Here is a 25,178-nt window from a genome sequence, read left to right as displayed (position 1 = left end):
CCCCACCGTATGACCTGCCCGAAGGGCTACCACACTTTTGGTCGGGTGCAGCCGAATTTTTTGCGAGGAACGAGCAAAAAATTTAGCGGCACCCGACCAAAAGTGTGGTTGGCTCCGCCAGGTCATGCGGTGGGGAACACGCAGGCCCTTCCCCCCACTGGAGGCCTCCCGGCCGCTTTTAAGCTTGAGAGCGCTTCGCGCGACGCGCGAAGCGCTCTCAAGCGCGAAGCGCGTTCATCCTTGGTTAGCGCGGAGCGCGTCCCGTTAGGACCCGCGAAGCGTGGATTCGAGCAGCGAAGCGCCGGTTCAAAGCGTAAAAGAGCCTCGCCGGCGGGCGAGCCACCAAAGATGACACAACTGCCAAAGCGGGGGCTTCTTGCTTGTGTCATCTCCGCATGACCCGGCAAAGCCAACCACAGATTTCCCGGGTGCCGCTAAATTTTTTTGCTCGTTCCTCACAAAAAAATTCGGCTGCACCCGGGAAATCTGTGGTAGCCCTTCGGGCGGGCCATACGGAGATGACACAAGCAAGAAGCCCGGCTTGGGTTGTGTCCCCTCCGGTGGACTGCCCGCTCGGCGCTTCGCGCCGTGAGTCAAGGGCGTGGTGGTACGGGTAGGGGGAGGGCGGGTAGGCCGTCGATGCTTTGGTGGTTGAACGGCTTTGTCTCGCAGTATGCGCGGAATTCGTCGTCTGTTTTTCGGGCGAAGTGGTCGGTGTGCAGGGTGCGGTCGGCGCGGTAGTCCATCAACGGGACCGCGAAGCCGCAGGTGTCGCTTACCTGTTTCGCCGTCACGACCACCACGGCTCGCAGGCCCGGTCCGTCCGCCGTGCCGAAACCCGCCACCAGGTCGGCGAACCTCGGGTCGTCGCGGAACACCGGCTCGCCGACGCCGTGCACCCGCACGATGTTCGGCGGCCCCTCGAACGCGCACCACATGAGTGTGATCCGCCCGTTCTCCCGCAGGTGGGCGATGGTCTCGGCGTGTGAACCACCGAAGTCCAGGTACGCCACCCTGCGCTCGTCCAGCACCCGCCACGTGCCCGCGCGGCCCTTGGGGGACAGGTTCACGTGGCCGTCGGCCGACAGTGGCGCGGTCGCGGTGAAGAACATCGGTTGGGACTCGATGAACGTCCGCAGCCGTTCGGTGATGTGCTCATAGACCTTGCCCATGATCGCCAGTATCCGCGTACCGGTACCGCCGGACGGTAGAACTTTTCAACCCGTGGAACCCGCGCACGCGCCGCCACAGGTCTCCGACCCCCACCGCCCCGTCGCCGCGGGTCAACGCGTCCACGTGCGCCTGCGCCGACACCCACTCCGCGTAGTTGAGAACCTTCGAGCCGTCGTCGCTGATGTGGAAGTGCGCGGAGATCCCGCCGGGGTGCGGGTCGTGCTCGGCGGCCAGCGCGGTGAGCACCAGGTCGATCCACTCCTCGGCGGTGCCGGGCTCCAGGTCGATGGTCACCAGCACCACGCACCCGACCTCCGCCCCGGGTCGCGACACCGCCCGGTGGCGGCGGTAGGCGGTGGCACCGTCCCGCCGGGCCGGTCCGGACCACTGCGACACGGTCACCTCCTCGCCGTCCTCGCCGACCAGGCGGTGCGCGGCCACCAGGCCGTCGGGGTGGTCGGCGAAGTCGTCGGGAGGGCCCACCAGCAGGACGTCGGCGTCGGCGCGCGTGAGATCGGGTCGCATGCCGGCCACGCTACGAACCGCGCGCCCGCCGCCGAATCAGTCAGTCGACTGGAAACGGCGTTGCCAGGTGGTGGCGACACCGAAGAGACTCGCGCGCATGGCACCCGAGATCCGCCGTTCCCTCGTCCAGCACTCCCGGCTGCGCCGCGACCCGCACGCCACGCTGCGCCGCCTGCTCGACCGCGTCCCCCCGGGCACCCGCCCCGACGAGCCGGTCAAGGACCTGGAGACCCGGGTCGCGGCGCTGCTCGGCAAGCCCGCCGCCCTGTTCTTCCCCTCCGGCACGATGGCGCAGCAGGTCGCGCTGCGCATCCACGCCGACCGCTCCGGCCGCCGCACCTTCGCCGCCCACCCCACCGCGCACGTCGCCCTGTGGGAGCAGCAGGGCTACAACGCCGTCCACCACCTCGTGCACCGTCCGGTCGGCGACCCCCACGGCCTGATCACCACCGACGACCTCGACGGGATCAAGGAACCGGTGTCCACGCTGCTCCTGGAGCTGCCGCAGCGGGAGGTCGGCGGCCTCCTGCCCGAGTGGGACGACCTGGTCACCCAGACCAAGTGGGCCGCCGAGCGCGGCGCGGCCACCCACCTCGACGGCGCGCGCCTGTGGGAGGCGCAGCCCTACTACGACCGGCCGCACGCCGAGATCGCCGCCCTGTTCGACACCGTCTACGTGTCGCTCTACAAGGGCCTGGAGGGTGTGCGCGGCGCGATCCTGGCCGGTGACCAGGACACCATCGACCTGGCCGGGGTGTGGCGAACGCGACTGGGCGGCAACCTGCCCGACCTGTGGCCGTTGGCGGTGGCCGCCGACCTGGGGCTTTCCGAGACGCTGCCGCGCATGCCGGAGTTCCTCGCGCACGCCCGCGCGATAGCCGCGGCCGTCAACGCCGACGGCTATGCGCGTACCGTGCCGGACGTGCCGCAGACACCGTTGTTCCACATCCACCTGCCGGTGCCGCGCGAGGCGGTCCGCCCGGCCGCCGAGAAGCTGCTGGAGGAGACCGGGATCGAGGTGCCCCGGTTCCCCAAGTCGGTCGCGCCGGGAACCTGCGCGCTGGAGCTGACCATCGGGCACCTGGCGCTCGACTTCACGCCGGAGGAGGTGGCGGGGCTGCTCCGCCGACTTCGCTGAGTGACCGTGCCAACGATGATCGTTCCGCCGCGTTCCCGGCCAGCTCCCACGCCCGCCGGTAAGCCCGTGCCGCCTCGTCCGTGCGCCCCAGTCTGCGCAGTAGTTCCGCCCGGACACCATGGAAGTGGTGGTAGTTACCCAGGGACAGCCCGTCCACAAGGTCCATTGCGACCGCCGGCCCGTCGACCTCTGCCACGGCGACCGCCCTATTCAGCGCCACCACGTCAGCGGGCGCGCAGGCCATGAGCTGGTCGTAGAGGGCCACGACCTGCCGCCAGTCGGTGGGCGGCGGGTCGCTGTGCACGGCGTTGATCGCGGCCTGCACCTGGTAGGGGCCGGGCCGGCCGCGGCGCAGGCACCACCGCACCAGCTCCCGCCCCTCGGCCACCAGCGCGGCGTCCCACAGCGACCGGTCCTGGTCGGCCAGCCGCACGAGCTGCCCGTCGGCGGACACGCGGGCGGGCAGCCGGGCGTGCTGCAGCAGCATCAACGCCAGCAGCCCGACCGCCTCGGGCTCCCCGGGCAGCAGCTCCACCAGCAGCCGGCCCAGCCGGATCGCCTCGGCGCACAGATCCGGGCGCACCAGGTGCTCGCCCGAGGACGCCGCGTAGCCCTCGTTGAACACCAGGTAGACCACGGCCAGCACGGCCCGCAGCCGGCCGGGCAGCTCGGCCTCGCCGGGCACCCGGTAGGGGATGCGGGCGTCGCGGACCTTGTTCTTGGCCCGCACCAGCCGCTGCGCCAGCGTGGACTCCGACACCAGGAACGCCCGCGCGATCTCCGCGGTGGTCAACCCGCCCAGCAGCCGCAGCGTCAACGCCACCCGCGCGGGCAGCGCCAGCGCCGGGTGGCAGCAGGTGAAGATCAGCCGCAGCCGGTCGTCGCCCACCGGGTCCGCCTCAGCCGGCTCGCCGCAGGCGTGCAGCAGCGCGGCCTGGGCGTGCTTGTCGTCGCGCACGGACTCGCGGCGCAGCCGGTCCACCGCCCGGTTGCGGGCGGTGGTGATGATCCAGCCGGCCGGGCTGGGCGGCACCCCGGTGTCCGGCCAGCGGCGGACGGCCTCGGCGAACGCGTCCTGGACCGCCTCCTCGGCGATGTCGATGTCGCCGAACACGCGGACCAGGACGGCCACCGAGCGCCCGTACTCCCGGCCGAACACCTCCTCGACGGAGGTCGTCATCAGCCGGGCAGGGTGTGGAACGGGCGCACCTCGACCGGCAGCGTGCACGCCACGCTCATCCGCCGCCCCCACTCCAGGGCCACGTCCAGGTCGGGCACGTCGATGATGGAGAACCCGCCGATGTGCTCCTTGGCCTCGGTGAACGGCCCGTCGCTGACCAGCACCTCGCCCCCGTCCGGGCGCAGGGTGGTCGCGGTCTCGGGCCCGTGCAGGCCGCCCGCGAACACCCACACGCCCTGCTCGCGCATGTCGCGGTCGACGGCCTCCACGTCGTGCATGATCTTCTCCAGCACCTCCGGCTCGGGGATGTCGTAGCCGGTCGGCTCGATCACGCTGATCAGGTAGTGGGTCATGACGTCCTCCTGTGGACTCGGGTCACCCTCTACACGAACGGCCCGCCGCCGGATCGACACCTCCGCCGCACGATCTCTACAGGACCACGACCAGCTTGCCGACGCGCCGGTTGTGCTCCAGGTCGTCGTGGGCGGCGCGGATGTCCTCCAGCCGGTAGACCGTCGTCGGGCCGGGGTTCACCTCGCCCGCGGCGACCTGGTCGAGGTAGCGCTGGAGCACCTCGGCGGGCAGGTCGGCGGCCTCGCCGCCGTACGCGGTCAGCCGCACGCCCTTGGGCAGGTAGCCGATGGGGTAGAAGTCGCGGACCAGCCACTGGTTGGACAGCATCCCGGTGAAGCACACCGTGCCGTGCACGCGGGTCGCGGCGAGCGTGTCGGGCAGGGTCGGGGTGCCGACCAGTTCCAGCGCGGCGTCCACGCCGTCCGGGACGAGTTCCCGGACCCGGGCGGCCACCCGGCCGTCGTCGACCAGCGGGTGGTCCACGCCGTGCTCGCGCAGCACGGCGAGCCGGTCCGGGTTGCGGGTGGTCGCGAGGACGGTGGCTCCGAGGTCCTTGGCCAGCGCGGTGGTGGCGAAACCGAGGGCGGAGGTGCCGCCGCGGATGAGCAGGGTCTGCCCGCCGCGCAGGTCCAGCCCGGTGGTCAGCGAGCCGTAGGCGGTCTGGAGGGTCTCGGGGATCGCGCCCAGCACCTCCCACGGCAGGTCGGAGTCGAACGGGACGACGTTGGCGCGCGGGACCACCGTGTACTCGGCGTACCCGCCGTCGAACACCCGTCCCATGCCGCCCATCATGGCCACCACCTGCTGCCCGCGCGGCAGGTCGCAGTCGCTGTCCACCACGCCGGTGGCCTCGATGCCGGGCACGCGCGGGAACACCACGCCCTCGGCCAGCCCCAGCCGGGTGTGCAGCTCGGAGCGGTTGAGCCCGAACGCCCTCACCCGGATCCGCACCCACCCGTCCGGCGGCTCGGGCACCGGCAGGTCGGTCACCGCCAGGTTCTCCACCGGCCCGGGGCCGCTGAGCACGACGGCCCTCACGAGTGGTGCTCCGCGAGTCGGGACAGCATGCGCACGAGGTCCTTCCGGTCGGCGGCGGGCAGCGGCGCGAGCAGGGCGTCCTGCGCCCGGGCCAGCACCTCGTCCAGGCGCCGCAGGTGGGCGGCGCCCGCGTCGGTGATGGTGACGATGTTGCGCCGCCGGTCGGCCGGGTCCACCGCGCGTTCGACGAAGCCGCGTTCGGCCAGCTCGTTGACCGTGGCCACCACGTCGCTGCGGTCCACCCCGCCGCGGCGGCCCAGGTCGGCCTGGCTGGCGGGCCCGAACTCCTCCAGCGTGGCCAGGAGCTTGTAGTGGTAGCGGCGCGCGTCGACGGCGGCGAAACCCTCGCCCACCAGGCGCGTCGCGTGCACCGCGACCTCGTTGATCAGCCAGCTCGGCGTGCCGCGCAACCGGGTGGGCGCACCTCTCGTCTCCATGCGCCGCAGTCTACCCACTTGTTGGTCGGACCAACGATCGTGTGGACCGACCCTCCAGGCCGACCTGCGCCTGTCCGACGACTCCACCCGCCGGGTCGCCGCCTAGGCGTGGGGACCGACCGTGACGGGCCCGAGGACCAACTCGGCACTTGCCTCCACGATCTCGCCGACCCGCTCCACCCGGTCCGCCAGCTCGCGCCGCCGCTTCGGGGTCAACCCGTCCCACACCTCCACCGTCACCACCACCCGCCGCCCCGACCGCCGCAGGTGCCACACCCCGGCGACCACGCCGTCCACCAGCACCACCGGGAAGTTGCCCGCCTGCCCACCCGCCAACGCCCGCGTCGCCGCCCGCCCCGGGAACAGCTCCGCCCTCGGGTGGCAGCCCACCGCGAACGCGTCGAAGTAGGGCAGCAACCACACCCCGCGCGGCGGGTCGGCCGGGAACACGTCGTCACCCCGCACCACGAACCCGTCCCCGCACTCCTGGACGTCCGCCCGCGCGAACACCCCGTCCACCCACCGCCGGGGCGCGCCGAACCACCGCGCGAAGTCCTCCGGCCGCGCCGGCCCGTACGCGCGCAGGTACGCCTCCACCAGCCGCTCCGCCCCGTCCGGGGCGGGCGCGACCCCGGGCAGCCACCGCGCGGGACTGGTGTACGCGGTCTTGCGGCCCTTGTTCGGGGCGTGGCACAGCGCGCCCCGGAACGCCGCCACACCCAGCGCCTGCATCCAGCGCGGCCACTTGTCCTGGAAGGCGTCCATCACCCGATCGCCCGCCCACGACCCGGTCCGCGCCACGACCTCGGCCGTCAACTCCTCGGCGGTCAGCTCGGCGGTCGCCAACGCGTCCGCGATCGCCGCCACCACCTCGTCGGTCTGCGCCGGGGTCAACAGGCCCAGGTCGGCGGGCAGCCGCGCCAGCGCGCCCAGCCACATCGGCAGGTCCGCGGCCGGCAGCAGGTGCACCGTGCCGCGCGGGCCGCGGGTCTTGACCAGGGTCCGGTCCACCCACAGCGCGTCGCGGACGTCCCGGCGGGTCGTGCCCGGCAGGCGCAGACCGATCGACAGCTCCGCCGCCGACGCGATCTGCGCGTGCGCCCCGCACATCGCCCGGACCACCCCGGCCGGGGACGTGCCCGGCACCGTCAGGTGGTGCCGGGCCATCCGCCGCGCGACGACGCTCACCGCAGGCCGCCGAGGAACGTCGAGAGGTCCTTGGCGAACACCACCGGCTCCTCCATCGCCACGAAGTGACCGCCCGGGTTGTCCTCCGGCCAGTGCACCACCCGGTTGTGCCGCTCGGCCAGCCGCCGGATCCCGGGCGGGCCGCTGTAGACGCCGGTCGGCACCAGGTCCTGCCCGATCGGCCACGCGAACCGCTCGTTGTCGTACATGAACCACGACGACGAGCCCGACGTGCCGGTGAACCAGTACAGCGCGGCGTTGACCAGCAGCAGGTCCCGGTCGATCGCCTGCTCGGGCAGCTCGACGGTCACCGCGAACTCCCGGAACTTCTGCAGCAGCCACGCCAGCAACCCCACCGGCGAGTCGTTCCACGCGTGGGCGAAGGTCTGCGGCGCGACGCGCAGCAGCGAGTGGTGGTCCACCGACCCCGACGACCACTCCGCCATCCACGACAGCGTCTGCCGCTCGTCCTCGGTCAGGTCGTCGTCCGCGGTCGGGAACCCGAGCCCGCCGTTGACGTACACGCCGACCACGCGCTCCGGCGCGGCCCTGGCGACCTCCGGCGCGATGTAAGCGCCCAGGTCACCGCCCTGCACGCCGTAACGCGCATACCCGAGGCGATCCATCAGCGTGGCGAACATGCGCCCGGCGTCGGCCACGGTGAACCTCTCCCGCGGCGCCTCGGAGAACGCGAACCCGGGGATGCTGGGGATCACCAGGTGGAAGTGCCGCAGGTGCTCGACCGCCGCCACGAACTCCACGAACGAGTTCGGCCAGCCGTGCACCAGCAGCAACGCCGTCGCGTCCGGGTCCTGCGACCGCACGTGCAGGAAGTGCACGTCCAACCCGTCGATCTCCGTCATGAACTGCGGCAACGCGTTCAGCCGCGCCTCCTGCGCCCGCCAGTCGAACCCGTCACGCCAGTACGCGGCCCACTCGCGCAGCCACGCCGCCTCGACCCCGCGCGCCCGGCCGCCGGGCAACTGCGCCGCCCACCGGGTGCGGTCCAGGCGGTCGGCGAGGTCGTCCAGGTCGGCCTGCGGGATGGCGATGCGGAACTCTCGGATCTCGGTCATGACCACAACGCTAGGCACCATGTAGGTCAGGACTGGTCCTAGATCGACTTCGGGCCACCGTGGATTTCGTGTGGATGGAGGAAGACACCGCGGTTTGGCCGCGGTGGAGGTGCCGCGCGGCCGGCCCGGGGTCGATCCGGAGCGGGTCGGGCTGATCGGCTGGAGCCGGGGCGGCTGGGAGTCGCTGCTCGCCGCCGGCTTCCGGCCCGTGCTCGCCGCGTTCCTCAGCGCCTGACCGCTGACCCGGACCGCCGCGTCAGCGCCTTCCCGGGTGCCGGAACAGGGCCAGCCGCAACCCCGGCTCCGGCTCGACCGTCCCGACCCGCGCGAACCCCAGCCCCTCGTAGAGCGCGACGGCGGGCGCGTTGTCCGCACCCGTGGACACGGTCACCGCGTCGCCGAGGTCCAGCACCGCGCCCACCAGCCGCCGCGCCAGGCCGCGCCGGAAGAAGTCCGGGTCCACGCACAGCCGGTCCACGTCGACCACGCCGTCCTCCCGGGTCCAGGCGACGAACCCGGCGAGCACGCCGTCGACGTGCGCGCCCAGCCACCGCAGCGGCAGCGCGCGCACGTCCGCCACGGTCTCGTGCAGCGCCGGGATGGCGTCGGACCCGATCAGCGCCGCCTCCACCGCGTAGGCGCGCAGGCCGATCCGGTGCACGGCGCGGGCGGTGGCGTCGTCGGTGAGGTCCAGTTCGACCACGGTTCACCCGTCCAGCAGGGGGATGAGCTGTTCTTCCTCGTAGGCGAGGTGGTTCTCCAGCTCGGTGACGAGCCGGTCGACCTCGGCGAGCACGCTGTCCCCGTCCAGCGCCGCGCGCAGCTCAGCCAGCAGCCGGGCGATGGTGGTGTGCTCCTCGCGCAGCCGGGCCATGACCGGTTCGAGTTCCGGGTAGCGGTCGGCGAGCGCGGGGAACATGCCGGTGTCCTCGGAGCGGTGGTGGAACTCCAGGCCCTGGCACAGGGTCAGGCAGTTGACCCGCAGCTGCGCCCCGATCCGCGGCCCGGACCCCGCGGCCTCGGCCCGGATCAGGGCGAGTTCGCGGCGGAACGCGTCGTGCAGCGCCTTGAGCGCCTCGCCGAACGACGACGCGTTCGGCGGACCGCCCGCGACCTGCTCCAGCGCGACCACGGGGATCACGCGGCTGGTCTTGGCCTGGTACTCGCCCCACCCGGCGTCGGCCTCGACCGCGCGGGCGAACACCGCGTCGCGCTCCGCTCCGCGCAGCACGGTCGCCTTGGCCTCGTAGGTGAACACGCCGTCCTCGACGGTGGCCTTCGGGTCGGCGAGCAGGTTGTGGTACCAGGCGGGGTGCCGGTCCGCGCCGGCCGCCGACCCGATGACCAGGATGCGGTCGCCGTCGGGCAGGTAGGCCAGCGGCACGGTGTGCGGGCGGCCGGACCGCGCGCCCGTGGTGGTGAGCAGGACCAGGCGCGCGCCTTCGAGGAAGCCGCCGACGCGGCCCCGGTTGGCGCGGAACTCGTCGATGACCTGCTGGTTGAAATCAAGTGGCATGGAAGGGTTTCTCTCCGGGATGACGGTGCTCCAGTGGACGGTCGTCTACTTCCCGGAAGGTGCGGCGGACCCCTGGCCCGCCCGGTGCTCAACCCTGAGCCGGGTGCCCGTCTCGGTAGTGGCCCATGGCCGACCCGGCAGTCACGGGAGGGACCTTAGCGTCACCCGTTCGCGTCCCGCAACGATCTTTCCCGGAGGGTGAGGAGGAGGTAGGCGGTGAGGGTCGGGGCGTCGGTGACGAGCCCGTCGCGCACCATGCGTTCGAGTTCGGCGCGCGGGAACCAGCGCTGCGTCATGTCCTGCTCGGTGACTTCGCGCGCGGTCTCGCCCCGGGTGAGGTCGGTGGCCAGGAAGACGTGCACGCCGATCGTGGCGAACCCGTTGGCGCAGTGGGCGAACCCGAGCTTCTCCCACCGCCCGGCCCGGATCCCGGTCTCCTCGGCCAACTCGGCCGCCGCCATCCGCTCGGGCGTGCCGGTGACCCCGTCGGGGAACGACCCGGACGGGAACTCCCACGACCGCACCCCGATCGGGTACCGGTACTGCTCGACCAGGTGAAACCCGTCGTCCTCGAACGGGATCACCAACGCGAAATCCGGCTTCTCGACCACGGCGTACAGCCCGGGCGACCCGTCCGGCAACTCGGTGCGATCCTCCCGCACCGCCAACCACCGGTTCTCGTAGACGACCTTGGAGGACACCGTCCTGATGCTCATGACCCCAGCATCCCCGAGAACACGTTCCGAGAGATCGGAGGGCTGAAGGCTTGGTTCAGCGGAGACCGTTGACGAATTGACGGAACCGGGCAAGCGGCACGACGACTCGCGGGACGTCCTGCGCACCGGCCGTCTTGCTGTCGCGGATCTCGACCCAGGGACAGTCCGCAGCCGCCGCCACCTCGACGCACGCCGCGTCTTGGCTGTACGTGCTCTTGCGGCCCGTCACGTTGCTGAGCAGGGCGGACCCACGGTCCCGAGTCACAGGATCTCCTTGGCGACGGCATTGATCATCGCCGAGCCTATGGCCACCTCTCGCAGCCGTCGCATCACCCCGGTGTATTCCTCGACCGCTTCCCGTTCCTCGTAGTAGTGACCCCGGAGCTTGTCCTCCAGGTAGACCAGCCCGGGATCGTCCTCGATGGGTAGTCGCAGGATGGTGAAGGATCCGTCCAAGCCGGCATGAGCTCCGATGTCTGCCGGGATGACCGACAACTCCAGCCTCGGGTGACGCGCTTGCTCGACGAGGTGCCGCAGCTGGGCCCGGTGCACCCGGGAGCCTCCGACCACCGTCCGCAGCACCCCTTCGGTCAACACCACCCGGACCCGGGCTCCGGCGCCGCGCCCGCCGTCCAGGACGGCGGCCTGCCGCCGCATGCGGACCTCGACCCGCAGGTCCACCTCTTCGGGGGACAACTCGGGTTTCAACGTCCGCACCAGTTCGCGGGCGTAGTCCTCGGTTTGCAGCAGCGCCGGGACGACCAGGCTCTGGAACACGTCGATCTCGGTCGCCGCCGCCTCGAACGCGACGAAGTCGCCGAACCAGCTCGCCATCGCGGCTTCCGGCAGGGTGTCGTACCAGTTGCGCCGTCGCGCGACCGGCAACAGGTCGAGGAAGCTGTCGATCGTGGGCCGGTCCACGTCGTAGGCGGGCAGGAGCAGGCGCAGGTCTTGTTCGTTGGGCAGGGTCCGGCGGCTCTCGATGTAGTGGATGCGGGACTGCGCGCAGCCGCGGATGCGGGCCGCGTCCGCCTGGGTCAGGCCGGCGCGGGTGCGGAAGTGGACCATCTTGAGCGCTATCAGCCTGCGCAGCAGGCGCGGGTTCATCGGTACCGACATGCGTCCTCGTCTCCGCCGGGCGGAGCAGCGGTCGGGCAACTCCACCTGAACGGACCAAGCCTATGTGATTATCACACCTGTGATAATCACAAAGACCTGGATAGGTCAGCGGCGGGTCGCTCCCGCCCCGCGCGCGGCACCCCGCGGCGGGCGGTAGGCGGCACGTCCCTCGGTCACCGCCGGTCGGGAGACCCGCCCCTGCCCTCGGACGGCGGGCGGCTGACCGGCCTGCCCTGCCGGTGAGCAGGAGGTTGCGCGATGCCGTCGGACACCGATCCCGCCGAAGCGCTCAAGGCGTTGCACGACAAGGGTTTCCGGGGCCTGGGCATCGGGGACGCCCACGGGCTGGCCGAGGTCCGCTACCGCCACGGCTGGGCCGGCGGGGCCGACGTGGTCCTGGTCCGCGCCGAGGACGACGCCGAGGCCTACCGCGCCGACGACTCGCTGGGCCAGGTCGAGCCGCAGCGCGAGGTCTCCGGGACGGTGGTGGAGGTCGTCGCCGCGGTGCTGGGCTGGCCGGACCCGGGAACCGACCCCGGCACGACCGAACCGGAGGCGGAGCCCGTGGTCCCGGCACCGCGCGCGGCGACGCCCGCCCGCACACCGACATGACCGACCGGTGGCGGGCCACCCCGCCGCGCGAGTGGGGTCGCCGGCGCCGGCCACCGCCGGGCCACGAGCACGCCGTCGCCAACACGGCCCGCGGCACGCCCCGCGCCCCGGTCCTGCAAGCCGGCGCGATCTACGGGGACGTCGTCCAGGGCGGCCACTCGACCACGCACCACCCGCTGCCCTTCCGCACGGCCTGCGTGCCGCCCCGCGCGGAGGCGTTCCAGCACCGGGCGATCGGCGCGGAACTGGGCCGGGCGCTGGCCGCCGGCCCACCGGAGCGCATCCACACCGCCGTGCTGTCCGGCCAGGGCGGCGTGGGCAAGACGCAGCTGGCCGCCGAGCACGCGGAACGGGCGTGGCACGCGGGAACCCTCGACCTCCTGGTGTGGACCACGGCCGCCTCGCGCGAGGAGGTCGTCACCGACTACGCGCGCCTGGGCGCCGACCTGACCGGGATCGACACCGGCTCCGACGAGACCCGTGCGCGCCGCTTCCTCGACTGGCTCGCGACCACCCCCGCCCGCTGGCTGGTGGTGCTCGACGACGTCCACCGCCCCGCCGACCTGCACGACCTGTGGCCGCCCGAGACGCCCTCCGGCCAGACCGTCGTCACCACCCGCCGCCGCGACGCCGCCCTGCGGCGCGGGAACTGCCGGGTGTGGGACGTCGGCCTGTTCCACCCCCGAGGAGTCGATCGCCTACCTCGGGCGCAAGCTCGCCGCCGGCCGAGCCGAACCCGCCGGCCCCAGCCGCGCCGATCCGGGCCGTGCCGAACTGGCCGACGCGCTGGGGCACCTGCCGCTCGCGCTCGCCCAGGCCGCCGCGTACCTGGCCGACCGCCACCTGACCTGCGCGCAGTACCTGGCCCGGTTCACCGACCGGCGGCGCACCCTGGCCTCCGTGCTGCCCGAACCGGCGTCCCTGCCCGACCGGCACCGCGACACCGTGGCCGCCACCTGGTCGCTGACCGTCGAACTGGCCGACCGCCTGGAACCGGCGGGCCTGGCCGCGCCGCTGCTGGACGCCCTGGCCCTGCTCGACCCGCACGGCGTGCCGCTGGACGTCCTGACCACCCCGCCCCTGCTGGCCCACCTGCGCCGGGTCAGCGGCGGCCCGGTCGACGCCGAACGCGCCCGCGACGCGTTGACCTGCCTGCACCGGCTCAGCCTGGTCACCTTCGACCCCGGCCGCGCCCGCGTCGCCGTGCACGCCCTGGTCCAGCGGGCGGTGCGCGACGAGCAACCCGCCGGGCTCGGCGACGCGCTGGCCCCCGTGGTCGCCGAAGCCCTGCTGCACGCGTGGCCCGCGATCGAGCACGACGCCACCTCGGCCAAGACGCTGCGCGCCAACGCGACGACCCTGATCGACCTGGCCGGACCGGCGCTGTGGCCGGGGGAGTGCCACCACCTGGTGTTCCGCAACGGCAACAGCCTCGGCGACAGCGGCCAGGTCACCGCCGCGCACCACTACTACCGCGCCCTGCGCCCCGCCATCGCCGACCACCTGGGCCCCGACCACCCCGACGCGCTGGCCGTCCGCTACCACACCGCCTACTGGCAGGGGGAGGCCGGCGACACCTGCGGCGCGCTGCGCGGCCTGGAGGACGTGCTGGCCGACCAGTGCCGCGTGCTGGGCCGCGAGCACCCGAGCACCCTGCGGACCCGGCACAACATCGCGCGGCGCCGGGGCGCGGCCGGCGGCCCGGCGCAGGCCGTCGCCGAGTTCGCCGAACTGCTGGCCGTGCGGCAGCGGCTCCTGGGCCCCGACCACCCGCTCACCCTGACCTCGCGGCACGAACTGGCCTACTGGCGCGGGGAGGCCGGTGACCCGGCGGCGGCGGTCGCCGCGCTGCGGGACCTGCTGGCCGACCGGTCGCGGGTGCTCGGCGCGGACCACCCGGAGACGCTGACCACCCGCGGCAACATCGCCTACTGGCGCGGCCGGGCCGGGGACCACGTCGGCGCGGTGGCCGCGCTGGAGGAACTGCTCGACGACCGCCTGCGCGTGCTGGGCGCCGACCACCCGCACACCTTCACCACCCGCCACAACATCGCCTACTGGCGCGGCGACGCGGGCGACCCGACCGCCGCCGTGGCCGCGTTGGAGCAGCTGCTCGCCGACCGGTCGCGGGTGTTGGGCAGCGAGCACCCGCACACCGTCACGACCCGGCGCGCGTTGGCTCGCTGACGTCGGGTGCTGCGCTCGCCCTGACCGAGGCCCTCAGCACGACCGCCAGGCCGACCGCGACCAGGGCCGCCGCCACGACGAACGTCCACCGCGTCCCGCGCGCCACCTCCCGCGCCGCCGCCGACGTCACGTCCCCGGTCCCGGCCGCGAAGGCGAACACCGCGCCCATCACCGACGCGCCGCCCATCAGCCCGACGTTGCGCGACAGCGTCACCATCCCCGACACCAGGCCGCGGTCGCGCGCGGGCACGTCCTTCATCACGCCGGTGTTGTTGGCCGCCTGGAACACCGCGTAGGAGGCGGTCACCACGACCAGCGGCAGCACGTACCCGGCGACCCCGAACGACGGCGGCGTGAACGCCAGCACCAGCGCGCCGCCGATGATCCCGCCCAACCCGGCCACGACCATCGTGCGGCTGCCGAACCGGTCGGTCGCCCGCCCCGCCGGCACCCCGGTCAGCGCGGACACCGCCGGGCCCGCCGACATCACCAGCCCGACCAGCGCCGGCGCCAGACCCAGCACCCCGGACAGGTGAAACGGCCCCACCACCAGGGTGGTCATCATGACCGCCGACACCAGCGCGCTCGCGGTCAACCCGGCGACCAGCGCCCGGTCGCGCACCACCTCCCGCAGCACCGCGCCGGAACGCTCGGCCGGCCGCGGCGGCGCGGCCGGCAGCACCCTCAGCGCCAGCACCAGCGCGACGACCCCGAGCGGCACGACGGCCAGGAAGATCGCCCGCCACCCGGACACCGCGATCAGCAGGCCGCCCAACGCCGGACCGGTCGCGGTGCCGATCGCCGACATCGTCCCCAGCAGCCCCATCGCGCTGCCGGTGCGGCCCCGGGGCACGGTGTCGCCGACGAACGCGACCGTCAGCGCCATCATGCACGCCGCCCCGACGCCCTGGAGCGCGCGACCGGCGATCAGCAGCGGCAGGCTCGGCGCGAGCCCGCACACCAGCGTGGCCGCGGTGAACACCCCGACGCCGCCGACGAGCATCCGCCGCCGCCCGAACACGTCACCGAGCCGGCCCAGCGCCACCACCAGCACGGTGGTCGTCAACAGGTAGGCGACCACCACCCACTGCACGGCCGGGAAGGACGCGTCGAAGGCGGTGGACAGGGTGGGCAGGGCGACGTTGGCGATGCTGATCCCCAGCGACGGCAACAACATCGACAGCGAGAGCGCGGTGAGCGCGGCGGCGGTTGATCTCATGCTCCGGAACGTAGGTCCGGCCCGGACATGCCGGAAGACGCAAAGATGGCAACGCACCTGTGCACGCGACGCCAGGTATCGTCGCGACTCGTGGCGCGCCCCGACCTGAACCTGTTGATCACCCTCGACGTCCTGTTGGAGGAGGGCAGCGTGACCGGGGCCGGGCGCCGGCTGGCGCTCAGCCCGTCCGCGATGAGCCGCGCCCTGGCCCGGCTGCGCCGCGCGACCGGCGACCCGTTGCTGGTCAAGGCCGGGCGGGGCCTGGTCCCGACGCCCCGGGCGCTGGAGCTGCGCGACCGCGTCCGGGCGCTGGTGCGGGAGGCGGAATCGGTGCTCAGCCCCGCGCACCGCCTGGACCTGGCGACCCTGTCGCGCACGTTCACCCTCCGCGGCAGCGACGGGTTCGTGGAGGCGTTCGGCCCGCGGCTGGTGGCCCGGGTCGGCGCGGCGGCACCCGGCGTGCGGCTGCGGTTCCTGCGCAAGGCCGGCAAGGACCCCGCGCCGCTGCGCGACTCGATCGACCTGGACACGGCGGTGATCGAGGACCCGCTACCGCCGGACATCCTCGACACGCCGCTGTTCTCCGACACGTTCGTGGGCGTGGTGCGCCCGGAACACCCGCTGGCCGGCGGCCCGGTCACCGTCGAGCGCTACGCCCGCGCCCGCCACGTCAACGTCTCCCGCCGGGGTTCGACCGAGGGCCTGGTGGACGAGGCGCTGCACCCGACCGGCCACCACCGGGACGTGGTGACCGTGGTGGACGGCTTCGGCGCGGCGCTGGCGCTGGCCAGGGCATCGGACCTGGTGGCGAGCGTGCCCTCCCGCCACACCGCGCCGCTGCGCGAGCACCTGCACACCTTCCCGCTGCCGTTCCCGGCCCCGCAGGTGACGGTCTCGCTGCTCTGGCACACCCGCCTCGACGCCGACCCGGCCCACCACTGGCTGCGCACCACCGTCACCGAGGTGTGCCGGGAGGCCTTTTAGGATCTTGCGCGTGGCGACCCGACTCGTGCAGATCAACATGAAGGCCCACGACGACGCCGCGCTCGGCCGGTTCTGGGCGCGAGCGCTGGGCTGGGGCGTGGACAGCGAAGGCCCCGGCGTGACCAACCTCGAACCCGTGGGCTTCAGCTACCCCGACCCGACGGCGGTCTGCATCGACATCATCGCCCACCCGGAACCGAAGACCGTCAAGAACCGGGTGCACCTGGACCTGGCGACCACCTCGACCGCCCACCAGGCCGAGCTGGTCGCCCGCCTGCGGGACCTGGGCGCGACGCTCGCCGACGTGGGGCAGGGCGACGTGCCGTGGACGGTCATGGCCGACCCGGAGGGCAACGAGTTCTGCGTCCTGGACCCCCGCCCGGAGCACCGCGACACCGGGCCGATCGCCGCCGTGGTGGTCGACAGCGCCGACCCGGCGGCGATCGCCCGGTTCTGGGACGCGGCGATGGACTGGACGCTGCACGAGGTCACCGACGACCACGCGACCCTGCGCTCGGCCCGGGACGTCGGCCCGTACCTGGTGTTCCGCCGCAACCCCGACACCAAGACCGGCTGGAACCGCGTCCACCTCGACGTGCGCCCCTATCCCGGGGCCGACATGGAGGCGGAGGCGGCCCGGCTGCGCGCGCTGGGCGCCCGCGACCCCGACATCGACCAGTCCGACATCCCGTGGACGGTCCTGGCCGACCCGGAGGGCAACGAGTTCTGCCTGCTCACACCGGCCTGACTCGCGGCTGCCACGCCTGCGGCCGTCAGTCCACTTCGAGCGCCCAGCGCACGTAGCGCATCGTCGGGGTGAAGCCGGTCCGTTCGAAGAGCCCGGACGCCCCGGTCGGGCCGGCCGAGTCCACGCTGAGACTCGCGCGGTCGTAGCCGTGCGCGGCGGCGGTGGCCAGGGCGTGGGTGATCAGGGCGGTGGCCGCGCCGCGCCGGCGGTGGCCGCGCACGGTGCCGATGACCATGAAGTGGGCGTCGCGGATGCCGGTGGCGGCGGTGTCGGCCTCCCAGTACATGGTCACGAGCAGCGCCACCGGTGCCCCGGTGGCGGCGTCGCGGAGCAGGAAGCTCAGCTCGGGGCGGAACGTCTGGTTGGTGATCTTGTTCCGCCAGTGGTCCGCGGGCATGGGGGACGCGCCCCAGAAGTCGCGGTAGGCCTCGTTGCGGACGTGGCGGAAGTCGTCGTCGTTGTCGGGCGTCCAGGCTTCGAGGTCCAGCCCGTCGGGCGGTCGCACGGCCGTGCTGTCGCCACCGAGCGGGTGCTTCATGTGCTGGAAGTAGCGGGCGGGGGAGAAGCCGTGGGCGCGGACCAGTTCGGCCAGGCCCGCGATGTGCTCGGCCTTGTGGACGTCGATGGCCAGCTTCCGGCCCGGGTGGTGCAGGTCGTGCAGCACCTTGGCGGCCTCGACCCCGGCCCGGACGAGCCTGGTGCCCACACCCCGGCGGCGGTGGTCGGGGTGCACGCCTCCGTCGAGGAAGACGCGGTGGACCTCGTCGGCGGACGGCTTGAAGCGGACCTTCATGTAGCCGACCATCACGTCCCCGTCGAAGGCGGCGAGGCTGCCGCGCTCCAGGTCCGCGTAGGGGTCGACGAGTTCGGTGAGGGTGTCGGCCTCGGTGTAGTTCTCACCGATCCGGTCCACCGCCTCGATCGCGTTGAGCAGGTCGGCCGACGCCTTGGCGTCGTCACGCGACAGTGGCCGCCAGGTGAGGGTCGTGGTGTTCGCAGGCACGCGGCGGCACGCTAGCCGTGACGGGGTCGGCGTTGACAGCGAATTTCGGATTCCCCCGGCCCGACGCACCGGGGCTGATACGTTGCCAAGGTGGACCCGTCGACGCCGCGCGGCAGCACCGGCGGGGTCGATCCGGACGACGAAGTCGAGCGTTCCTCGGCAACGCGCAACACGCTGAGCGGATCGCCGTCCGCGGCCGTGCAGGCGGGGACCATCACCGGCGGCGTCACGCAGAACACCGACCGGTCGACGCGGAACTCCTACCACGTGCGGGGCGGGTGGGTCGGCACGGCGCTCCTGGCCGGCGTGGTGGTCTTGTTGGCGGTGCTGCTGGTCAAGGCGGTGGACAAAGCGCCGCCGGAGCGGGCGAGCGGCGACGACCCGGTTCCGCTGGTCGCGGCGGTCAAGCCGGTCACGAGCCCGTGCGAGTCGGACTGGTTCGTCCCTGAGCCGGCCGACGAGATCCGCGGGTTGTTCGCGAAGGGCAAGCCCCGGTCGTGGACCGACCCGGCTCCTCTCGCCGGCGGCGCGTTCGCCGACCGGGGTTCGGTGATGGTGACCTTGCAGGGCCGGCACGCCGACCTCAGCGTGATGATCACCGGCATCGAGGTCGAGGTGCTCAGCCGGAACCCACCGCCGCCGGGGACCGTTGTCGACGCGCGGTGCGGCGGTCCCGAGTACTACCGGTACGTCGACGTGGACCTGGACGACTCGACGCCCCGGGCCGTCGGCCGGCCGGTGGACGCCAACGCGGTGCAGGAAGCCGAGAGCAAGGGCCGGCGTGTCGATCCGATCGCGTTCCCGTACGAGATCACCAGCACCGACGCCGAGACGTTCCTGCCCGACGCCGCGACCAAGTCGTGCGACTGCACCTGGATCGTGCACTTCGACTGGTCGGCGGGTGGTCGGACCGGCAGGCTGACCGTGCCGGACGACGGCGGCTCGTTCCGGGTCGTCAGCGGCGCGAAGGCGACCCGGTGCAGCATTCTGACGGAGCTGCAGTGCGAATGAGGCGGCGCGGCGGACGAGGCGCACAGGCGGAAGGGGCGGCCGGGACGAGGCAGCGCCCGCGGTTGCGGCGGCGGGGATGAGGCGGCGCGGGCGGAGTAGGCGGCGCGCATGAGGTCCCAGCGCCATCGCCGGCTGAACCTCGCGCTCGCCGTCGTGGCGGTCGCGATGCTCGTCACCCTGGCCGTGGTCCTCCTCCTGGACGACGACGAGGACCCGGCAGCCGGGACCGGCCAGCCGGAGTGCGGCCAACCGGCCCTCACCTCATCCAACGGCACCCCGCTCGACCCCGACCGCGCCCGCTCGGTCGCGGGAGTCCACGCGGCGGCGTGCGCGGGGGACTACAACGCCCTGATCCCGTTCATCCCCGAATGGCGCCGGTCCTACGGGTCCACGCTCACTCCCTCCGGCATCGTGGAGGGCTGGCGTCGGGAGGACCCCTCCGGGGTCAAGCTGCGAGCCGCGGCCAAGGTCCTCGAACGCCCCGGCGTCGGCGGGCAGGGCGGCCTGGAGTTCTGCGAGCCGGACAAGGGCCGCATCGGCTTCAGCCGCGGCACCATCGACGCTCCGCCCGGCCTGGGCTCCATCGAGTTCCCCCGAGAAGGCCGCCCCGTCGAGTGTTCTCCCCCCACTCCGGGTTCAGGCTGAGCAGTCACTTCGCGCAGTTCGCTCACGGCCTACCAGCGCAACGCCCGCCGCCCTCCCGCTAGCTTCCGATAAGGTTCACTTATCGGAAGTCATCCTCTCACACCCGCTTATCGTTGCGTAGCGTGTCGTAACGTTTGAAATAACGAAATAGCGCTACGATATTGCCGTGACGACGACGGAAAGCCCTGCCGCGACCTGCAACTACCCCGGATGCACGCGGCCGGTGTTGCGGGGTGGTGGGCCTGGGCGGCCCTCGGAGTACTGCGATCTGCCGGAGCACACGCGGTGGCGGGCGTGGCGGGAGCGGCAGCGGTTGGCTCAGCAGGAGGAGTCCGGTGGCGATGCAACCGTCACCGTGACGAAAAGCCCGCAGGGGGTGACCGCGGGCAAGATCAGGGCTGAAGAGTTGCTGGAGCGGTTCCGGGTGTTGGCCGAGCAGATGTCGGCGACGCTGGGATCGGCCGTCACCGAGTTGTCGGCCATCGCCGACCCGGCGGTCGCCGAAGCGCAGGTGCAGGCGGCCGAGGCGGAAGCCGCGCGGAAGGTCGCCGAGGCCGAAGGTGCCGCCGCGAAAGCCGAACGCCGCCGCCGGGACGCCGAACAGGCCCGCCGCGCGGCCGAGGAAACCACCGAGGACGCCGTCCGCGCCGCCGAACAGGCGGAACGGAACGCGGCCCTGGCCTTCGAACAACGCGACGCCGCCCGAGCGGAGGCCACCACCGCGGTGCAGGAGGCGGAAGCCGCCATCGCCGCCGCCCGGACCGAGGCCGCCGCGGTGGTCGAGGAGATCCGGCGCGACGCCGAGGCCCGGGTCGAGCGGGCGCAAGCCGACGCGGTGCGGGCGGCCGAGCAGGCGCGGCGGCAGGCGGTGAAGGAGGTCGAGCAGGTCCGTGAACTCGCGCGGCTGGATGTGGAGCGCGCCCAGGCGGAGGCACACGCCGAGGTGGAACGGGCTCGGGCGCAAGCGCGGGCCGAGGTGGAGCGCGTGCGCGCCGAGGCCGAGGCGACGGAGGCCAGGGTGCGCGCCGAGGCCGAGGCGGCGGTGGAACGGGCGCGGGCCGAGGCGGAGGCGCTGGTGGAGCGGGTGCGCGGCGAGGCTGAAGCCGCTGGTGAGAAGGCGCGGGTCGAGGCGGCCGAGAGTGTGGAGCGGGCGGTGGCCGCGGTGGGGCGGGCTGAGCGGGAGGCTGAGCGGGCTCGGGCCGAGTTGGTGGCGGAGCGGCAGGTGTCGCGGGAGCGGGTGGAGCAGGTCGAGCGGGTTACCGCCGAGCGGGTCGCGGCGTTGGAGGAGGCTCGCGCGCAGACCCTCGCCCGGGCCGAGCGGGCTGAGGCCCAGTGGGATCGGGCCTCAGCCGAGCTGGCCGCGCTTCGCCGCCGGGTTGAGCAGGGCGGTGGGCCGGAGTAGTCAGGAGATCAGGGCGGTGGGTTTGCCCACCAGGCTGACGGCTATGCGGCGGTCGATCCACGGGAGTCTGGCCAGGCGCATCGCGACGCGGCGGACGCGCAGTCTCGTGGTGGTGGACGGCAGGAACCAGCGTGCGCCGTTGCGGGCGACCTGTTGTTTGTCCTCCACCACCGGACGCCACAGGCGTTCGTAGGCCGAAAGGTCGTCCAGGTGGTCGGCCAGGACGAACGCGCCGCCCATGCCCAGCGAAGCGCCTTGGCCGGCCAGCAGGGAGACCGCCCCGCAGGCGTCGCCCACCAACACCACCCGATCCTTGTGCCACCGCGGCAGGACCACTTGGGCGACCTGGTCGTAGTAGAGCCGCGGCGGGCAGTGGGACAGGACCCGGGGCACGATCCAGCCCATCCCGGCATAGGCCTCGCGGACGGCGGCCTGCGGGTCGTCGGGCAGGGTCGGGTCGTCGGTGCGGTGCACGGTGAACGCCGCCACCCGGCCGTCGCGCAGGCCGTAGCAGCCGACCTGGCGGCCGACGGTGTCGGTCAGGCAGAACCGGCCCTCGACCAGCGCGTGCACCTGCGGGTCGGTGAAGGTGAACGCCGCGGTGTGGAAGCCGAGGTGGCGGACGTGTCCCTCGCCGAACACCAGTCCCCGCACGGTCGAGTGGATGCCGTCGGCGCCGACCAGCAGGTCCGCCTCGACCGTGCTGCCGTCGGCCAACGCCACCGACACGCCGTCGGCGCGGTTGTCCACCGCCCGCACGGCGGCGTCGTAGCGCAGCCGCACCGACGGTGGCAGGTCTTCGCGCAGGATGCGTTCGACGTCGGGGCGCATGATGCTGGTCATGCGGCCGTCGAGGGTCTGGGCGAAGCGTTCGAAGTTCAGGCCAGCGCGGCGGCGGCCGGTCTCGTCGTGGTAGCCGGCCTCGATGAACCGGTAGCCCAGTTCGTGCACGCGCGGCAGCAGGCCCAGGTGGTCGGCGACGTCGTAGCCGGGGCCGAAGAAGTCGATCATGTAGCCCTCGGGGCGCGGGCCGGGCGCGCGTTCGGCGACGACGACGGTGTGCCCGGCCGCGCCGAGGCGGCGGGCGAGGGTGAGGCCGGCGATCCCGGCCCCGCTGACGACGACCTTCACCGCAGCACCCTCCCCAGCACCGGCACGACGACCGCGCGGGACAGCTCCGGGTCCAGCGCGCGGTGCAGCAGGACGCCGTCCACGGCCGCCGCGAGCACGGCCGCGGTCTCCGCCGGTGTCGGCACGCCGCGCTCGGCCAGCCACGCCGCCAGCGTCGCCCGGAACTCCGCCAGCACGTCGGCGACGGCCGCGCGCAGCTCGTCGTCGCGGGTGGCGGCCAGGAAGGTCTCGATGAACAGGTCCCGCCCGCCGGCCTCGTCCAGCGCGCCGAGCAGCGCGTCCAGGGCCGCCTCGGGGTCGGCGGCGGACTCCAGCAGCGCGGGCAGCCCGGACAGGGCCGCGCGCAGCGCCCCGACCGAGGCCTGCACGAGCACGGCTCGCGTGGAGTCGAAGTGGTAGTGCACCACCCCCGACCCCACGCCGGCCCGGTCGGCCAGCACCCGCGTGCTGACCGCGCCCCAGCCCTTCTCCGCGATGAGCTCGGCGGCTGCCGCGAGCAGCCGGTCCCGGACGGTCATCCCCACCTCCACGACGTTGTTTGGACGATCGTACTGGACGATCGTCCAAACGTGGTCAGGCGGGGCTGATCCGCACGTCCCCCGAGCCGCCGGCGAACTTGAGCAGCCGCGTGCCCTCCTCCAGCACGTCCTCGCGCTGCGCGTCGGTCACCGGCCGGAAGATCCGCACGTCCAGGCCGTCCTTGAGGCTCCAGACGCCGTGCACGAACCCGTCGACCAGCAGGGTCGGCTTGCCGCCGATGACGATCCCCCGCCGGTAGTCCTCGTCGGAGATCACGCGGGTGCGGTCGTCGTGGCCGATCAGGAGGTTGTCGAACTCGGGCAGGAACCGGACGGGCGCGGGCGTGTCGGGGTCGATCAGCGGCGCGCCGGGCAGGTCGAGCAGCTCGCGGCCCTGGTCGTCGTGCACGACCGCGAGGTCCATGCCGCGCACGACGTCCTTGAGGCGGGTCAGCCCGGACCACAGGGTCATGTCCTTGACCGTGGCCGGGCCGAACGCGGCCAGGTAGCGGCGCAGGAACTCCTCCAGGTCGCCCTCGGACCCCAGGGCGCCCAGCCAGTCCTCGGCCGCCGCCCACGTCGCCCGCCCCGAACGCCCCCACACCCCGCGGGGCGGGATCTGGACGACGGCCAGCAGGTAGGACGCGGCGGCGCCCAGGGAGTCCGGGTCCCGGTCGGGCCACCGCTCGGCGAGGGCGCGGCCGAGGTCGGCGCGGGTGCGGGGCTGCTCGACGAGCAGGCCGCGCGCGGTGGCGGTGAACTCCTCCAGGTCCAGGCCGGGCAGGACCGCTTTGAACGGCGAGGAGGTGAACCGGCGGCGCAGCATGTCGCGCAGCAGCGGTTCGATCCGGGCGTGGTCGGCGGCGGTGACCAGGTGGATCGTGGCGCGGTGCAGCGGGGCGCGCACGACGGTCCGGTCGGTGAGCAGGTCGCCGAGGTCGTCGGGCGCGAAGTCGCGCAGCCGGGACCACAGGCCGTAGTAGGCGGAGAAGGGTTCCTGGGCCTGCAGCCCGACCAGCCGTTCCACCATGGCGGTGACGGACTGGTCGGAGCGCTCCAGCAGGGACTGCCGGTGCAGGAGGGTGCGGTTGAGACCGCGTCGCGTGATCACTTGAAGTTCCCGAGCCACAGTCGCACATCCTCCGCCAACAGCTCCGGAGTCTCCATGGCCGGGAAGTGCCCGCCGCGGTCGTACTCGGTCCAGTGCGGCAGCACGCCCTCGGGGTCGTAGAGGCCGCGGATGCCGAGGTCGCCCGCGAAGACGGCGAACCCGGTGGGCGCGGCGGGGGTGGCCCACGGGTCGGCGGAGTTCATGCTCTCGTGGAGGAACTGGGCGGAGGTCGCGCCGGTGCCGGTGAACCAGTGGACGCTGGCGCTGGTCAGCAGCAGGTCGCGGTCGATCGCGGCGTCGGGCAGCGGGTGGGCGGGGTCGGTCCACTCGGCGTACTTCTCGGCGATCCACGCCAGTTGGGCGACCGGCGAGTCGTGCAGGCCGTAGCCGAGGGTGTGCGGGCGGGTGGTCTGGATCTGGAGGTAGCCCAGGCCGGTCCGGCGCAGCTCGTTGAACCGCTCGGCGCGCTCGCGGTCGCGGCCGGTGAACCGCTCGGGGTCCAGCGGCGGGCCGAACGGCATGGGGCTGGGGCCGTTGACGTGCAGGGCGGTCACCCGGTCGGGGTGCAGGTTGCTCAGCGCGCCGATGACGCCCGCGCCCGCGTCGCCGGCCTGCGCGAAGTAGCGGTCGTAGCCGAGGCGTTCCATGACGACGCCGAGGGCGTGCGCGGCCTGGGCGACGCCGCCGCCGGGGTCGGAGAACCCGAAGCCGGGCAGGGACGGCACGACCAGGTGGAAGTCGGGCAGCAGCGGGATCAGGCGGGTGAAGTCGACCGGCGAGCCGGGCCAGCCGTGGACCAGCAGCAGCGCGGGGGCGTCGGGGTCGGCGGAGCGGACGTGCAGGAAGTGCACGCGGCGGCCGTCGACGTCGGTGGTGAACTGCGGGAAGGCGTTGAGTTCGGCTTCACGGGCGCGCCAGTCGTACTCGTGCGCCCAGTGGTCGGTGATCCCGCGCAGCCACTCGACGGGAACGCCGCGTTCCCAGCCGGTGGTGGTCTGGACGGGCCAGCGGGTGCGGGTGAGGCGGTCGCGCAGGTCGTCCAGGTCGGTCTGCGGGATCTCGATGCGGAACTCGGTGATCGTCATGGTGACCACGGTAGGAGGCATTGCGGAAAGGATCGTTCCGCGTTTTCCGGCAATATTGGCCG

29 protein-coding genes and 1 pseudogene are annotated in these 25,178 nt (G+C 73.2%); 10 read left to right on the top strand and 20 right to left on the bottom strand.

Annotated features, from left to right (window positions below; all coding sequences use genetic code 11):
- Positions 1 to 593 precede the first annotated feature (593 nt).
- Both AB0A74_RS22420 and AB0A74_RS22415 read right to left on the bottom strand, forming a co-directional pair.
- Positions 594 to 1,172 (bottom strand): pyridoxamine 5'-phosphate oxidase family protein, encoded by a 579-nt coding sequence (locus AB0A74_RS22420; RefSeq protein WP_358252153.1) that lies wholly within the window; start codon positions 1,170 to 1,172, stop codon positions 594 to 596.
- A complete protein-coding gene (locus AB0A74_RS22415) occupies positions 1,156 to 1,698 on the bottom strand; it encodes an antibiotic biosynthesis monooxygenase (protein ID WP_358252151.1) in 543 nt (180 codons plus the stop codon). Before AB0A74_RS22415 ends, AB0A74_RS22420 begins: the two co-directional genes overlap by 17 nt.
- Positions 1,699 to 1,795: 97 nt before the next feature.
- On the opposite strand from AB0A74_RS22415, the gene AB0A74_RS22410 reads away from it, so the two are divergent.
- Complete coding sequence (locus AB0A74_RS22410) at positions 1,796 to 2,836, top strand: beta-eliminating lyase-related protein (RefSeq protein ID WP_358252149.1); 1,041 nt, start codon at positions 1,796 to 1,798, stop codon at positions 2,834 to 2,836.
- On the opposite strand, the gene AB0A74_RS22405 is transcribed toward AB0A74_RS22410, so the two are convergent.
- The 6 genes from AB0A74_RS22405 to AB0A74_RS22380 all read right to left on the bottom strand — a co-directional run bounded on the left by AB0A74_RS22405 (position 2,793) and on the right by AB0A74_RS22380 (position 8,109).
- Positions 2,793 to 4,016 (bottom strand): RNA polymerase sigma factor, encoded by a 1,224-nt coding sequence (locus AB0A74_RS22405; RefSeq protein ID WP_358252147.1) that lies wholly within the window; start codon positions 4,014 to 4,016, stop codon positions 2,793 to 2,795. The genes AB0A74_RS22410 and AB0A74_RS22405 overlap by 44 nt on opposite strands.
- Entirely contained in the window at positions 4,016 to 4,369 is a 354-nt protein-coding gene (locus AB0A74_RS22400; RefSeq protein WP_358252145.1) for a YciI family protein, read from the bottom strand. Before AB0A74_RS22400 ends, AB0A74_RS22405 begins: the two co-directional genes overlap by 1 nt.
- Before the next feature lie 76 nt (positions 4,370 to 4,445).
- Positions 4,446 to 5,408 carry a zinc-binding dehydrogenase gene (locus tag AB0A74_RS22395; RefSeq protein WP_358252143.1) on the bottom strand — a complete coding sequence of 321 codons (963 nt, stop codon included), beginning with the start codon at positions 5,406 to 5,408 and terminating at the stop codon, positions 4,446 to 4,448.
- Positions 5,405 to 5,845: a MarR family transcriptional regulator gene (locus AB0A74_RS22390; RefSeq protein WP_358252141.1), complete on the bottom strand. Its 441-nt coding sequence runs from the start codon at positions 5,843 to 5,845 to the stop codon at positions 5,405 to 5,407. Before AB0A74_RS22390 ends, AB0A74_RS22395 begins: the two co-directional genes overlap by 4 nt.
- Positions 5,846 to 5,947: 102 nt before the next feature.
- Entirely contained in the window at positions 5,948 to 7,033 is a 1,086-nt protein-coding gene (locus AB0A74_RS22385) for a winged helix DNA-binding domain-containing protein (protein ID WP_358252140.1), read from the bottom strand.
- Complete coding sequence (locus AB0A74_RS22380) at positions 7,030 to 8,109, bottom strand: epoxide hydrolase (protein ID WP_358252138.1); 1,080 nt, start codon at positions 8,107 to 8,109, stop codon at positions 7,030 to 7,032. The genes AB0A74_RS22385 and AB0A74_RS22380 overlap by 4 nt, the downstream gene beginning before the upstream one ends.
- A 94-nt stretch (positions 8,110 to 8,203) precedes the next feature.
- Between AB0A74_RS22380 and AB0A74_RS22375 the strand changes: the two genes are divergently transcribed.
- The gene (locus AB0A74_RS22375; RefSeq protein WP_358252136.1) at positions 8,204 to 8,344 is read left to right on the top strand and encodes a hypothetical protein; all 141 of its coding nucleotides are present in this window, start codon (positions 8,204 to 8,206) and stop codon (positions 8,342 to 8,344) included.
- Between the two features lie 21 nt (positions 8,345 to 8,365).
- Here AB0A74_RS22375 and AB0A74_RS22370 read toward each other — a convergent pair whose 3' ends face one another.
- The 5 genes from AB0A74_RS22370 to AB0A74_RS22350 form a co-directional block, all read right to left on the bottom strand.
- Positions 8,366 to 8,812: a GNAT family N-acetyltransferase gene (locus AB0A74_RS22370; protein WP_358252134.1), complete on the bottom strand. Its 447-nt coding sequence runs from the start codon at positions 8,810 to 8,812 to the stop codon at positions 8,366 to 8,368.
- 3 nt (positions 8,813 to 8,815) lie between these two features.
- Positions 8,816 to 9,625: a nitroreductase/quinone reductase family protein gene (locus AB0A74_RS22365; RefSeq protein ID WP_358252132.1), complete on the bottom strand. Its 810-nt coding sequence runs from the start codon at positions 9,623 to 9,625 to the stop codon at positions 8,816 to 8,818.
- 161 nt (positions 9,626 to 9,786) lie between these two features.
- A complete protein-coding gene (locus AB0A74_RS22360; RefSeq protein ID WP_358252130.1) occupies positions 9,787 to 10,341 on the bottom strand; it encodes an NUDIX hydrolase in 555 nt (184 codons plus the stop codon).
- Positions 10,342 to 10,396: 55 nt separating this feature from the next.
- Positions 10,397 to 10,606, bottom strand: a complete 210-nt coding sequence (locus AB0A74_RS22355; protein ID WP_358252128.1) for a DUF397 domain-containing protein — start codon at positions 10,604 to 10,606, stop codon at positions 10,397 to 10,399.
- Positions 10,603 to 11,460 (bottom strand): helix-turn-helix transcriptional regulator, encoded by an 858-nt coding sequence (locus AB0A74_RS22350; protein WP_358252126.1) that lies wholly within the window; start codon positions 11,458 to 11,460, stop codon positions 10,603 to 10,605. Before AB0A74_RS22350 ends, AB0A74_RS22355 begins: the two co-directional genes overlap by 4 nt.
- A 258-nt stretch (positions 11,461 to 11,718) precedes the next feature.
- Here AB0A74_RS22350 and AB0A74_RS22345 point away from each other — a divergent pair, with 258 nt between their 5' ends.
- Positions 11,719 to 12,072 (top strand): hypothetical protein, encoded by a 354-nt coding sequence (locus tag AB0A74_RS22345; RefSeq protein WP_358252124.1) that lies wholly within the window; start codon positions 11,719 to 11,721, stop codon positions 12,070 to 12,072.
- Between the two features lie 130 nt (positions 12,073 to 12,202).
- On the opposite strand, the gene AB0A74_RS22340 is transcribed toward AB0A74_RS22345, so the two are convergent.
- Positions 12,203 to 12,394 carry a hypothetical protein gene (locus tag AB0A74_RS22340; RefSeq protein WP_358252122.1) on the bottom strand — a complete coding sequence of 64 codons (192 nt, stop codon included), beginning with the start codon at positions 12,392 to 12,394 and terminating at the stop codon, positions 12,203 to 12,205.
- Here AB0A74_RS22340 and AB0A74_RS22335 point away from each other — a divergent pair.
- Both AB0A74_RS22335 and AB0A74_RS22330 read left to right on the top strand, forming a co-directional pair.
- Positions 12,366 to 12,662: pseudogene (locus tag AB0A74_RS22335) on the top strand (NB-ARC domain-containing protein); the annotation flags it as partial. The gene AB0A74_RS22340 and the pseudogene AB0A74_RS22335 overlap by 29 nt on opposite strands.
- On the top strand, positions 12,553 to 14,259 hold the full coding sequence (locus tag AB0A74_RS22330; protein ID WP_358252120.1) for a tetratricopeptide repeat protein: 1,707 nt from the start codon (positions 12,553 to 12,555) through the stop codon (positions 14,257 to 14,259). The pseudogene AB0A74_RS22335 and the gene AB0A74_RS22330, both read left to right, overlap by 110 nt.
- On the opposite strand, the gene AB0A74_RS22325 is transcribed toward AB0A74_RS22330, so the two are convergent.
- Positions 14,231 to 15,478 (bottom strand): MFS transporter, encoded by a 1,248-nt coding sequence (locus tag AB0A74_RS22325; protein ID WP_358252118.1) that lies wholly within the window; start codon positions 15,476 to 15,478, stop codon positions 14,231 to 14,233. The two genes, AB0A74_RS22330 and AB0A74_RS22325, sit on opposite strands and share 29 nt — an antisense overlap.
- A 90-nt stretch (positions 15,479 to 15,568) precedes the next feature.
- On the opposite strand from AB0A74_RS22325, the gene AB0A74_RS22320 reads away from it, so the two are divergent.
- A complete protein-coding gene (locus tag AB0A74_RS22320; protein ID WP_358252116.1) occupies positions 15,569 to 16,462 on the top strand; it encodes a LysR family transcriptional regulator in 894 nt (297 codons plus the stop codon).
- Between the two features lie 10 nt (positions 16,463 to 16,472).
- Complete coding sequence (locus AB0A74_RS22315; protein WP_358252114.1) at positions 16,473 to 17,210, top strand: VOC family protein; 738 nt, start codon at positions 16,473 to 16,475, stop codon at positions 17,208 to 17,210.
- Between the two features lie 25 nt (positions 17,211 to 17,235).
- On the opposite strand, the gene AB0A74_RS22310 is transcribed toward AB0A74_RS22315, so the two are convergent.
- A complete protein-coding gene (locus AB0A74_RS22310) occupies positions 17,236 to 18,213 on the bottom strand; it encodes a GNAT family N-acetyltransferase (protein ID WP_358252113.1) in 978 nt (325 codons plus the stop codon).
- Positions 18,214 to 18,303: 90 nt separating this feature from the next.
- Between AB0A74_RS22310 and AB0A74_RS22305 the strand changes: the two genes are divergently transcribed.
- The 3 genes from AB0A74_RS22305 to AB0A74_RS22295 all read left to right on the top strand — a co-directional run bounded on the left by AB0A74_RS22305 (position 18,304) and on the right by AB0A74_RS22295 (position 21,271).
- The gene (locus tag AB0A74_RS22305) at positions 18,304 to 19,224 is read left to right on the top strand and encodes a hypothetical protein (RefSeq protein ID WP_358252111.1); all 921 of its coding nucleotides are present in this window, start codon (positions 18,304 to 18,306) and stop codon (positions 19,222 to 19,224) included.
- Between the two features lie 108 nt (positions 19,225 to 19,332).
- The gene (locus tag AB0A74_RS22300) at positions 19,333 to 19,869 is read left to right on the top strand and encodes a hypothetical protein (protein WP_358252109.1); all 537 of its coding nucleotides are present in this window, start codon (positions 19,333 to 19,335) and stop codon (positions 19,867 to 19,869) included.
- A gap of 166 nt (positions 19,870 to 20,035) precedes the next feature.
- Positions 20,036 to 21,271: a hypothetical protein gene (locus tag AB0A74_RS22295; RefSeq protein ID WP_358252107.1), complete on the top strand. Its 1,236-nt coding sequence runs from the start codon at positions 20,036 to 20,038 to the stop codon at positions 21,269 to 21,271.
- Here AB0A74_RS22295 and AB0A74_RS22290 read toward each other — a convergent pair whose 3' ends face one another.
- The 4 genes from AB0A74_RS22290 to AB0A74_RS22275 are packed head-to-tail and all read right to left on the bottom strand — an operon-like array spanning position 21,272 to position 25,116.
- Positions 21,272 to 22,402 (bottom strand): FAD-dependent monooxygenase, encoded by a 1,131-nt coding sequence (locus AB0A74_RS22290; RefSeq protein WP_358252105.1) that lies wholly within the window; start codon positions 22,400 to 22,402, stop codon positions 21,272 to 21,274. It lies immediately after the preceding gene.
- Positions 22,399 to 22,920: a TetR family transcriptional regulator gene (locus AB0A74_RS22285; protein WP_358252104.1), complete on the bottom strand. Its 522-nt coding sequence runs from the start codon at positions 22,918 to 22,920 to the stop codon at positions 22,399 to 22,401. The genes AB0A74_RS22290 and AB0A74_RS22285 overlap by 4 nt, the downstream gene beginning before the upstream one ends.
- Positions 22,921 to 22,975: 55 nt before the next feature.
- Complete coding sequence (locus tag AB0A74_RS22280) at positions 22,976 to 24,031, bottom strand: winged helix DNA-binding domain-containing protein (protein WP_358252102.1); 1,056 nt, start codon at positions 24,029 to 24,031, stop codon at positions 22,976 to 22,978.
- Positions 24,028 to 25,116: an epoxide hydrolase family protein gene (locus AB0A74_RS22275; RefSeq protein ID WP_358252100.1), complete on the bottom strand. Its 1,089-nt coding sequence runs from the start codon at positions 25,114 to 25,116 to the stop codon at positions 24,028 to 24,030. Before AB0A74_RS22275 ends, AB0A74_RS22280 begins: the two co-directional genes overlap by 4 nt.
- Between the last annotated feature and the right edge of the window lie 62 nt (positions 25,117 to 25,178).

This window comes from Saccharothrix sp. NPDC042600 (genome assembly GCF_040647305.1).
Classification (GTDB): domain Bacteria; phylum Actinomycetota; class Actinomycetes; order Mycobacteriales; family Pseudonocardiaceae; genus Actinosynnema; species Actinosynnema mutabilis.
This window is presented reverse-complemented; position numbering and strand designations above follow the sequence as displayed.

What these genes read in the sequence shown, in the direction of transcription:
- AB0A74_RS22420 (WP_358252153.1), bottom strand. Translation starts at nt 1,172, where the DNA reads ATGGGCAAGGTCTATGAGCACATCACCGAACGGCTGCGGACGTTCATC.
- AB0A74_RS22415 (WP_358252151.1), bottom strand. Translation starts at nt 1,698, where the DNA reads ATGCGACCCGATCTCACGCGCGCCGACGCCGACGTCCTGCTGGTGGGC.
- AB0A74_RS22410 (WP_358252149.1), top strand. Translation starts at nt 1,796, where the DNA reads ATGGCACCCGAGATCCGCCGTTCCCTCGTCCAGCACTCCCGGCTGCGC.
- AB0A74_RS22405 (WP_358252147.1), bottom strand. Translation starts at nt 4,016, where the DNA reads ATGACGACCTCCGTCGAGGAGGTGTTCGGCCGGGAGTACGGGCGCTCG.
- AB0A74_RS22400 (WP_358252145.1), bottom strand. Translation starts at nt 4,369, where the DNA reads ATGACCCACTACCTGATCAGCGTGATCGAGCCGACCGGCTACGACATC.
- AB0A74_RS22390 (WP_358252141.1), bottom strand. Translation starts at nt 5,845, where the DNA reads ATGGAGACGAGAGGTGCGCCCACCCGGTTGCGCGGCACGCCGAGCTGG.
- AB0A74_RS22380 (WP_358252138.1), bottom strand. Translation starts at nt 8,109, where the DNA reads ATGACCGAGATCCGAGAGTTCCGCATCGCCATCCCGCAGGCCGACCTG.
- AB0A74_RS22365 (WP_358252132.1), bottom strand. Translation starts at nt 9,625, where the DNA reads ATGCCACTTGATTTCAACCAGCAGGTCATCGACGAGTTCCGCGCCAAC.
- AB0A74_RS22360 (WP_358252130.1), bottom strand. Translation starts at nt 10,341, where the DNA reads ATGAGCATCAGGACGGTGTCCTCCAAGGTCGTCTACGAGAACCGGTGG.
- AB0A74_RS22350 (WP_358252126.1), bottom strand. Translation starts at nt 11,460, where the DNA reads ATGTCGGTACCGATGAACCCGCGCCTGCTGCGCAGGCTGATAGCGCTC.
- AB0A74_RS22345 (WP_358252124.1), top strand. Translation starts at nt 11,719, where the DNA reads ATGCCGTCGGACACCGATCCCGCCGAAGCGCTCAAGGCGTTGCACGAC.
- AB0A74_RS22325 (WP_358252118.1), bottom strand. Translation starts at nt 15,478, where the DNA reads ATGAGATCAACCGCCGCCGCGCTCACCGCGCTCTCGCTGTCGATGTTG.
- AB0A74_RS22300 (WP_358252109.1), top strand. Translation starts at nt 19,333, where the DNA reads ATGAGGTCCCAGCGCCATCGCCGGCTGAACCTCGCGCTCGCCGTCGTG.
- AB0A74_RS22285 (WP_358252104.1), bottom strand. Translation starts at nt 22,920, where the DNA reads ATGACCGTCCGGGACCGGCTGCTCGCGGCAGCCGCCGAGCTCATCGCG.
- AB0A74_RS22275 (WP_358252100.1), bottom strand. Translation starts at nt 25,116, where the DNA reads ATGACGATCACCGAGTTCCGCATCGAGATCCCGCAGACCGACCTGGAC.